The following is a 9,889-nucleotide window of genomic DNA, read 5'->3' on the forward strand; positions in this document are numbered from 1 at the left end:
ATGGCCATGGCAATTTCTCTTTGATGGGTTTGTTTGGGTCAGTATGCGCCTTATAATAGAGAAAATCGGGTTTGGCTGAAGAATCTTTCTAATCAGGTAAAATATAAGCATATTATTCTCTTTTCGCGACTTAATCCCTTAACCCCCTCTCTGTGCAATTGAATAGATATCACAATGAAAAAATTCTCTCCCGATGACATCACAAGGCGTCTTGCTCATCTTCCCTGTCCAACGTATGCGGAAGATTTGCCGGTTAATCTTCGCCGGGAAGAAATCAAATGCGCCATTGATAGCCATCAGGTCGTGATCGTATCCGGAGAAACAGGGTCGGGTAAAACTACGCAAATCCCAAAAATCTGCCTGGAACTCAGGCGCGGTGTGAACGGACTGATTGGGCATACACAACCGCGCCGCATTGCCGCGCGGACTGTGGCCGCGCGTATTTCTGCTGAGCTGAATAGCCCGCTGGGTCAGGCGGTCGGGTACAAAGTCCGGTTTGCTGACAAAATCAGCACGGATTCCTATATCAAACTGATGACGGATGGCATTCTGCTGGCTGAAACGCAGGGCGATCCGCTGTTGCAGGCCTACGATACATTGATTATCGATGAGGCCCACGAGCGCAGTTTGAATATTGATTTCTTACTCGGTTACATCAGTCAGTTATTGCCGAAGCGGCCTGATTTCAAGTTGATTGTCACTTCTGCCACTATCGACGCGCAGCGTTTTTCTCGGCATTTCAATAATGCGCCGGTGATTGAAGTGACCGGCAGGCTATATCCGGTTGAAATTTTTTACCACTCGCCGGTGGTCGACGATGAGGAGGAGGGCGATATGCAACAAGCTATCCTCAATGCGGTCGATGAATTGATAACGCTGGGATCAGGCGATATTCTGGTTTTTCTACCCGGCGAGCGCGAGATCCGGGAAACTGCCGAGACACTGCGCAAGCATCATTTTGATCGCCTTCGACCTGGGTTTTCCGGCGTGGAGATATTGCCGCTGTTTGCACGCTTATCCTTTGTCGAGCAGGAACGGGTATTTCAACCCGGCGATACCCGTCGTATTGTATTAGCCACCAATGTTGCGGAAACGTCATTGACCGTTCCGGGTATTCACTATGTGATTGATACCGGATGGGCGCGTGTTAACCGCTACAGCTACCGCAACAAGGTTGAGCAATTGCTGGTGGAAAAAATCTCGCGCGCATCGGCGAATCAAAGGGCAGGGCGCTGCGGGCGGATAGCCAATGGGGTTTGCATTCGCCTGTATACCGAAGTGGATTTTCAGGGACGCGTCGAGTTTACCGATCCGGAGATTCTGCGTTCTTCGCTGGCAACCGTCATTCTGCGGATGAAATCGCTCAACATCGGCGATGTGGAAGGTTTTCCGTTTTTGGAGCCGCCATCGCCGCGGATGATCACCGATGGCTATCAATTGCTGGCAGAGCTGGGTGCCGTCGATGACGACAGGCAACTGACACCGATTGGCTGGCGTCTGGCCAAGTTTCCGATTGATCCGAAAATTGCTCGCATGATATTGGCGGCAAAAAATGAAAATTGCCTGCACGAAATACTGATCATTACGGCTGCATTAAGTTTGCAAGATCCGCGCGACCGGCCATTTGATCAGCAGATGGCAGCCGATAATGCGCACCGCCGGTTTCAGGATGAGCGCTCGGATTTTCTGTCTTACCTGAAAATGTGGGATTTCTTTGATGAATTATTAAAGCACAAAAAATCAACCCGCAAACTGATCGACCAATGCCGGGAGAATTTTCTATCTTACCGGCGCTTGCGGGAATGGCGTGAGATTCATGGCCAATTGCATGTGCTGATCAGTGAATTAGGTTTAAAGCCCAACGAAGTGCCCGCCGGTTATGATGAGATCCATCGCGCTTTGTTGGCCGGTTTGCTCGGGAATATCGGGTTTAAAACCGAGAAGGAGGGCGAATATCTGGGGGCTCGCGGTATCAAGTTCGCGATTTTCCCCGGTTCGGTGCTCAAAAAAGGCAAAACCAAATGGGTCGTTGCTGCGGAATTGATAGAGACCAGTAAGCTGTATGCGCGTTGCGTCGCCCGGATTGAGCCGATCTGGCTGGAAAGAATTGCGGGGAATTTATGCAAGAAACACCATTTTGATCCGCATTGGGAAAAGAAACAGGCGCAAGTGGTGGCGTATGAACGCGTCACATTGTACGGATTAATCATTGTTACCAAACGGCCGATCCACTACGGCCCGATTAATCCCAAAGAATCCCGTGAGATTTTTATCCGCTCGGCGCTGGTTGCCGGGGAGTATGTCACGCAAGCACCTTTTTTTACGCACAATCAAGATCTGATTCATGAAATCGAGGAACTGGAGCATAAAGCGCGGCGGCAAGATGTACTGGTTGATGAGCAAGAAATTTTTGCTTTTTACGATGCCATCATTCCGGAAAGAATAACCAACGGTGCGGGATTTGAAAAATGGCGGAAACAGATTGAGCAACAAGATTCCCAGTTGCTTTATCTAAAACGCGAATTGCTGATGCGCCATCAGGCCGGTCATGTCACGGAAGTTCAATTTCCGGAAAGCTTGACATTGTCCGATGGCAGCGTTTTGCCACTTACTTACCGCTTTGAACCCACGCATCTGCTCGACGGCGTAACCGTTTCTGTTCCGTTGCCATTGCTCAACCGGTTGGATGCCAATCAACTGGATTACCTGGTTCCCGGTTTGATTCGTGAAAAAGTGACCTGGTATTTAAAAGCGTTACCCAAACAGATACGCCGTAATCTGGTCCCATTGCCGGAATCCGTCACTGAATTTCTGCAGGGAACGTCGAATGCTTTGCATAAGGGCTCACTGCGGGATGCTTTAGAGCAATCTATTCTCAGAAAAACTAACCTGTCGGTTCTCGCAGAAACCTGGCAAGACAAAGATATTCCAACGCATCTGTTGATGAATATTCAAGTGATCGATGATGCAGGACAAGATTTGGCCATGAGCCGCAATCTCGCCGAATTGCAAATGCAGCTCGGCAAAGCCGCACAAATGACATTTGTAAAACGCGATGCCGAAAACGAGAAAATCAATATTGAGCGCGATGCCATCACGCAGTGGGATTTTGGCGATTTGCCTGCGGAAGTGGCGTTTAAACGCAATGGTCAGCAATTGACTGGTTATCCGGCGCTGATCGAACAAACGGACAGTGCCGCTATCCGGCTATTTGATACGCAAGAAGCGGCGGATACGGCGATGCGCTTGGGTGTCAGGCGGTTATTGTGTTTGGCACTGAAAGAACAGCTCAAACAGTTGGATAAGAATTTACCGGGACTCAAACAAGCCAGCTTGCAATTATCGACCCGGATAAATCCGGGCGAGCTGAAGCAAGACATGCTCAATGCCATCATTGATCGTGCGTTGCTGGGTGATGATCCATTGCCGCGCAGTGAATCCGAATTTGTAGCACACAACCAACGCGCTAAAGGCCGTTTGCCGGAAGCCGCGGCCGCTCTCGCCAGTTTGCTGCAACAAATAGGCAGTGAGTATCAAGTCCTGATGGGACGATTAGCAGTGCTTCGCAACAACGCAGTAAAAGCTGAGCTCATTGAGCAGCTCGACAATCTGATTTATCCCGGATTTCTCAGCCATACCTCGTGGAAAAGATTGCAGCAGTTCCCGCGCTATGTGAAAGGCATGGCTTTGCGCCTGGAAAAACTATCCACCAACCTGGAACGCGACGAACGAAATAGCAGGGAAGTGGCCGCACTCTGGCAACAATATGTGCAGCGTCGGGAGAAACATCAAAAAATCGGGCTGACTGATGAGAATCTTAATGAATTTCGCTGGCAGATCGAGGAATTGCGCATATCGCTTTTCGCGCAGGAATTGAAAACGCCATACCCGGTATCGACCAAGCGATTACAGAAATTGTGGGAGAGTGTGCGGGCATAACTCAAGGAACCTTTTAATAACTATCATTTCGAGCAGAGCGAGAGATCTATACTTTTGATTTTAAAAGATTCCTCACTATGTTCGGAATGACAAAGATGAGTTATTCAGAGTTTCCTTAGTTTGTACCTCTGGAGCAGGGTCAAGAGAAATTGATGGAGTCAGGTATTTCAATCCATAACTGGATGTTTTATCACTCCGATAATCAAAAATAGGAGCCAAAGCTCCTGTCTCGGCGATAAAATGCCAATTTGCATTACGCACCGGCTTCCTTTCTGCGCCGCGCCATAAACCCAATCAAGCTTAAACCGGCTAACAACATGAGATAGGTTTGTGGTTCTGGAATTGGAATAGGAGGAATGAATATAGGATTTGGAGTAAATAGGGTGTCTGGAGTGTATGAAAGCAGAAATCCTGCACGCTCACCATTAAGCGTTCCAGATCCAACAATCTGTCCATTGTTGTTGATATCGGCGACAAAAAGATTACTCCATCCGGCTGCGACGACAGGCGCTAGTAATGAAAGATCAGTCATGCCACCGTGACTATAAATGAAAGAGTGCCATCCGATGTCACTTGCAGTTAAAGCGACTCCCACTACTTCCCCCAAATTGTTGATGGCAATGGATTGGCTGAAGTTTCCTCCGAGGGTACCCAGGTCGGTCATGTTAACACCGTCGGGATCTGTGACAAACGCGTGATTCGTGCCATCAGCTATATCAGAATATCCCACTACCTGTCCGGAATCGTTGATACAACTGGCAGTGCTGTTTAAAAATAAAGCACCCACATCTTTCATACCTACACCATCAGCACCAGTGATATAAGCGTGGGCTTGAAGATTACCGGAGATTCTTGATGTTCCCGTTACTTGCCCAGAAGCATTGATATCAACGCCCTGGTTATCTCGCCCACCAAGGGTGCCCAACTCTGTAAAACCTACACCGTTAGGGCCTGTAATGATAGTGTGCATCTCGCTACTAGCCGCTTTAAAAGTTCCCACGACTTGTCCAGAGTCATTGATGGCATAGGCACTGCTGCTTGACCCGCCGAAGGTGCCTAAATCCGTAACGCCCACACCGCCGGGGCCTGTGATGATGGCTTGCACATCATTACCAGAAATTCTAGAAAATCCTACCACTTGTCCGGAATTATTGATGTCAAAGGCCCCACTTATGCCATCAGAAACAAACAGATCCGTAATGCCTACACCATCAGGGCCGGTGATGAAAGCGTGATCTTCACTAATATTAGAGAAAGAATACCCTACTACCTGCCCGGAATCGTTGATGCTTGTGGGAAGGCTTGTAAAGTTGCCGAAGGTATCCAACTTTGCAATTGACCAGTCCGCCCGAGCTATTGCAGGTATCGAAGTTGCGGAAATACCCGCGAGCAGGATGGCAACGTATTTAAATTTTGTTAGTTTCATGTTCATGTTGACTCCATAGCAATAACTTGATTAAGTGATTGATTTATTTATTTATTCGTATAGTCTCCTCCTGATTTTTATCCATGTCAATGTGCTGATTGACATTTATAAGATGTATAAACCTGAAGGTAATGAATGAATGCAGCCTTTTGCTTTTTGCAGTTTGCTCGCGAAGGTTGGACCAGTAAAACCAGCCCAACCTTCAGTTGAATAATTTGTTGAAGCTTTACAGCGCCGAATAAACCACTGCAGCAATCAGTCCGCCGATAATGCCGCCCACTATTGGTACATAAGCGTAACCCCAATCACTATCGCGTTTATTGGTCATTGGGAGAATCGCATGCATAATGCGCGGCCCCAGGTCACGTGCGGGATTAACCGCGAAGCCGGTAGGTCCGCCGAGGGATAAGCCGATACCAAACAGTAGCAGAGCAGCCGGTAAAGCATTCAATGTACCCAGGCTTTCCTGCGGCGCAGCCATCATCATCACGCCAAACACCAGCATGAATGTGCCGACTGCTTCCGTAATAATATTATTGAACGGGCTTCGGATCGCCGGTCCGGTACAAAATGCCGCGAGTTGCATATCCGGATCAGTCGTTGCGTTAAAATGCTGGCGATAGGTGATCCAGACAATCAACGCACCCAACATCGCGCCCAGCATTTGTCCCAACGCATAAATCGGGACCAAATCCCATGTAAACTTACCGGCAGCAGCGAGGCCGATACTCACCGCAGGGTTTAGATGTGCGCCACTGGAAGCCGCCACAGCATAGACCGCTACGAAAAGCGCAATTCCCCAACCGGCTGCGATGGTTAACCATCCGGCATTATTGCCCTTGGATTTATTCAGTACGACGTTGGCAACGACACCATTACCCAATAAAACCAGAATAAAAGTACCTATTAATTCACCAAGAAAAGGAGTCATAGTTATCACCTTACTATTAAGTTGAACTTCGGAGAGCCTACTTCTAGATGCGCAAGAAAAAATGATTTGTTGGTTTTGTTTTAGAGAAGTTTCCTGGCAATTCTGGAAGGCACACTGATTATCACACAAAAATTACGAGAGATAAATTTAGCAAGTTGTTGAAAAACTATCTACATTGCCGCGGCGGGGTTAAAAACAGGTCAAGATGCACATTTTCATGTATAAACTGCACGATCTAATCTGAGCTCGTGCAGGCTGGAATGGCAATATGTGAAATGACAGAATAGGTTTGTGTCGTTTATTTTTAGTGCCTGATCAGAATAGAAAACCGCAATCATTGCAACGGGTTGACTGCGGTGCAGCGTTCGCCGACCCAGTGGCCGTGGGTCTCAGCCAATGCATGGACTGGCATGCCATTTACAGTGCTGTCGAATTCGGTATTTCCCGAGAAGTTTTCAGGGCTGCTGAAAGTGCCTCGCGCGGTTCCATTGCCTTGAAAATGCTGGTTTGTACAGACGAGGTCCAACTCATAACTGTTGCCGATACGCTTTGCGTTCTGGACGGTGCAACCGGAACGGTCTTCATAAAAATAGGCGGGAATTGCCTGTTTTGCCATTTCTGCTGTAATGCAGATTTTTGAGGTGGCCGCGCCATTTTCTATTTGAGGCAGTTGAAGGCCATAGCGACGGGCGAGGTCGCTGAGTTGCTGTATGTGTTCCGAAGGAATATGCGGTACCAGTGCCAACAAATCTGATTTTGTGGTGATTTCCCATAATCCCGGACGGATGTGTTGGTGCGCGAAACTGGAGGTTGCCATTGTTAAACTCAGGCTAAATAGAAATGAAATGAGGGTTTTATACATTGGGGTTTTCATATTATGTGTTCTGAAAAAATCAATTCTGCAAAAGTTTATTGAAATCATGCCGTCAATTTACCACGCGTTAGCCAACGGTGATTTCCAAGTTTAAGCAAGTTTAGCCGATTACTGGAAAAACCTTTTGGAATTTAAATCTGATTGCGCGGCTGCATATAATTTTTAGACATATCATTATAATAATTAATTATTTATAGCCGTATTAGTAACTGTTGTATATTTCGAATCTTTTCTCAGGAGTGTAAAACTATGGAATGGCAAGGTTGGTTTGCACTGAGTTTGTGCGTTGCCGTGTTGGCGACACTTATTTTTACACGGATTGGTCCACATTTAATCATGCTTGGGGCACTGACGATACTCAGTGTGTCCGGAGTCCTGAGCGCTAGCGATGCGTTAAGCGGTTTTAGTAACTCGGGTTTGATTACCGTTGCGGGTATGTTTGTGGTTGCTGCCGGTATGCATGCCTCTGGTGCGATTGATTTATTAGTGACTACTTTGTTAGGCAGGCCGAAAACGGTGCGGGGTGCAATTTCCAGAATGTTTTTCCCGGTTGTGTTTCTCAGCAGCTTTCTTAACAACACCCCGGTGGTTGCAACGATGATTCCGGCTATTTATAGCTGGTCGCGCAAGATTGGGATTTCGCCTTCGAAGCTGATGATACCGCTGAGCTATACGGCTATTTTGGGCGGTACGATTACGTTGATTGGAACCAGCACTAATCTGATCGTCAACGGTCAGTATCAGGTGTTGACCGGTGAATCCGGTTTCTCTTTGTTTTCGATAACGGCTGTCGGCATACCCGTTGCCATTGCCGGTTTTTTATTAATGTGGCTGGCCTTTCCAAAGTTGTTGCCAGACCGGACGCAAGGCCATGTCTTTTCCAATCTGCGCGAGTTTACTCTGGAAGTCTCCATCGCACCCAATGGTCCCTTGGTCGGAAAAACTATCGAACAGGCCGGGTTAAGGCACTTGCAACGCGTATACCTGATTGAGATTGATCGAAATGGAACCGCGATTACCGTGGTCTCACCCGAAGAAGTGCTTCAAGGTGGTGATCGGTTGGTATTTGCCGGTGATACCGACGCAATCTCTGATTTGATGCGGATTAATGGAATTGTTCCATCGACTGAAGAAGAACAAACTCAGGCATTCACCATGCAACATGCTGAACGGCGTTTGATCGAAGCCGTCGTGTCACCACATTGTGCAGCACTGGGGTACGCGATTCGCGATGCGCGCTTTCGTTCTCGCTATGGCGCAGCAGTATTGGCTGTGGCGCGTAATGGTGAACGCATCAAAGGTAATCTCGGAAGCATTATATTGCAAGCCGGTGACACATTACTGCTGGAAGCAAGACCGGCTTTTGTCAGCCGCCAGCGTTATAACAAGGATTTTCTGCTGATTAATGATCTGAACACAGAATCGCCGCGTCATGAACGCGCGTATGTTGCTTGGGCTATTCTCGTAGGAGTTGTAGCAGCAGCAAGCTTTGAAGTCATCACTATGCTTAATGCGGCACTGATTGGCGCCGGTCTGATGATTATTTCGGGTTGCTGTTCTGCCAATCAGGCAGAAAGAAGTCTTGATTTGACGGTTATCATTACTATTGCATCATCATTTGCCCTGGGTATGGCTTTGGAAAAAACCGGTGTCGCCAAGTATCTTGCGGCAAATATCGTGGATTTGAGCGGCGGTAGGCCGTGGCTTCTACTCATCCTGGTCTATATTTCCATCTCAATATTAACCGAAGTCATTACTAATAATGCTGCAGCGCTTTTAATGCTGCCCATCGTGTTGGAAATCACTGAGAAGGCCAGTTTAAATAATGAGCCTTTTGTATTTGCTATCATGATGGCGGCCTCCGCCAGTTTCGCGACACCTTTAGGGTATCAGACGAATATGATGGTTTATGGCCCCGGTGAGTATCGTTTTACTGATTTCCTGCGTGCCGGAATACCGATGAATATCGTAGCCGGTGTTGTCACCATCACAGTGTTATTAATCGGTTGGCCCTTGACCAGGTGAGCGGGGGGTAGGTAGTATCTCGTTCAGATTCTATTCGAATTCCTCGCCCCATGGGTGCGGTTTTGTATTACATGTTGCTGGTTGGATTGGGATTGTTGGGTTTCGTATTCGACGTAGAAAGTAATCCACCTGATTTGACCAGTATTTCATGCAATACTACTTTCGGATGTCAGTATTCATCGGCTATTAAGCTCGCGACTCCCGTGGTCTTCCCGCGATATTTTTTATTACGCCAAAGTAGCAAAAGCGATCGATTGCGAAGGAAGCAAGAGAAGCGAGAAGACTATGCGTGGATTAGATAGTATAACCGATGGATATAGTCGGATTTTTTGTGACCTTATGACTTGTGCGTTGCTGACCCTGGTTTCGTGGGTCTGTGCCTGACCGTCACGGTGCCTCGTGGTCACCGCGACCTGATCCAGGTTTACTTTATCCAAGCCTATCATCTCAATACACCATGGCTGACGATATGTTTCAATCCATTCGCAACTTTTTTCCTTCAGATTCTAGTTGCAACCAGCAATACCAAGCCAATCGGAGAGAAGCCCTACGTCGTGTATGATGCCATCAGCGCCAAGCATGTAATAGACATGATTATTATAGTGGACCCTCCTTTCAGGACAGTAAATTAAGATGGTATCCTGCTAAGAAGGAGCAGGAAATGACGGGAATAAAGCGAAAGAATTTTACGGGT

5 protein-coding genes are annotated in these 9,889 nt (G+C 47.5%); 2 read left to right on the top strand and 3 right to left on the bottom strand.

The annotated features are described in order from the left end of the window. The first annotated feature begins 174 nt into the window (after window positions 1–174). The gene (gene hrpA, locus ACH10T_RS10905) at window positions 175–3,939 is read left to right on the top strand and encodes an ATP-dependent RNA helicase HrpA (protein ID WP_394809304.1); all 3,765 of its coding nucleotides are present in this window, start codon (window positions 175–177) and stop codon (window positions 3,937–3,939) included. 253 nt (window positions 3,940–4,192) lie between these two features. Here hrpA and ACH10T_RS10910 read toward each other — a convergent pair whose 3' ends face one another. The 3 genes from ACH10T_RS10910 to ACH10T_RS10920 form a co-directional block, all read right to left on the bottom strand. Then, window positions 4,193–5,365, bottom strand: coding sequence for a PEP-CTERM sorting domain-containing protein (locus ACH10T_RS10910; RefSeq protein WP_394809305.1), 1,173 nt, complete (start codon window positions 5,363–5,365; stop codon window positions 4,193–4,195). A 226-nt stretch (window positions 5,366–5,591) separates the two neighbouring features. Further along, window positions 5,592–6,296, bottom strand: coding sequence for an MIP/aquaporin family protein (locus ACH10T_RS10915; protein ID WP_394809306.1), 705 nt, complete (start codon window positions 6,294–6,296; stop codon window positions 5,592–5,594). A 334-nt stretch (window positions 6,297–6,630) separates the two neighbouring features. After that, complete coding sequence (locus ACH10T_RS10920) at window positions 6,631–7,158, bottom strand: DUF3617 domain-containing protein (protein ID WP_394809307.1); 528 nt, start codon at window positions 7,156–7,158, stop codon at window positions 6,631–6,633. A gap of 261 nt (window positions 7,159–7,419) precedes the next feature. Here ACH10T_RS10920 and ACH10T_RS10925 point away from each other — a divergent pair, with 261 nt between their 5' ends. Next, window positions 7,420–9,195 (top strand): SLC13 family permease, encoded by a 1,776-nt coding sequence (locus ACH10T_RS10925; protein ID WP_394809308.1) that lies wholly within the window; start codon window positions 7,420–7,422, stop codon window positions 9,193–9,195. Window positions 9,196–9,889: the final 694 nt, after the last annotated feature.

It is taken from the genome of Nitrosomonas sp. (genome assembly GCF_043753625.1).
Taxonomy (GTDB): Bacteria; Pseudomonadota; Gammaproteobacteria; order Burkholderiales; family Nitrosomonadaceae; genus Nitrosomonas.

Coding starts and splice junctions, on each gene's coding strand:
- hrpA (WP_394809304.1), top strand. CDS start 175: ATGAAAAAATTCTCTCCCGATGACATCACAAGGCGTCTTGCTCATCTT.
- ACH10T_RS10910 (WP_394809305.1), bottom strand. CDS start 5,365: ATGAAACTAACAAAATTTAAATACGTTGCCATCCTGCTCGCGGGTATT.
- ACH10T_RS10915 (WP_394809306.1), bottom strand. CDS start 6,296: ATGACTCCTTTTCTTGGTGAATTAATAGGTACTTTTATTCTGGTTTTA.
- ACH10T_RS10920 (WP_394809307.1), bottom strand. CDS start 7,158: ATGTATAAAACCCTCATTTCATTTCTATTTAGCCTGAGTTTAACAATG.
- ACH10T_RS10925 (WP_394809308.1), top strand. CDS start 7,420: ATGGAATGGCAAGGTTGGTTTGCACTGAGTTTGTGCGTTGCCGTGTTG.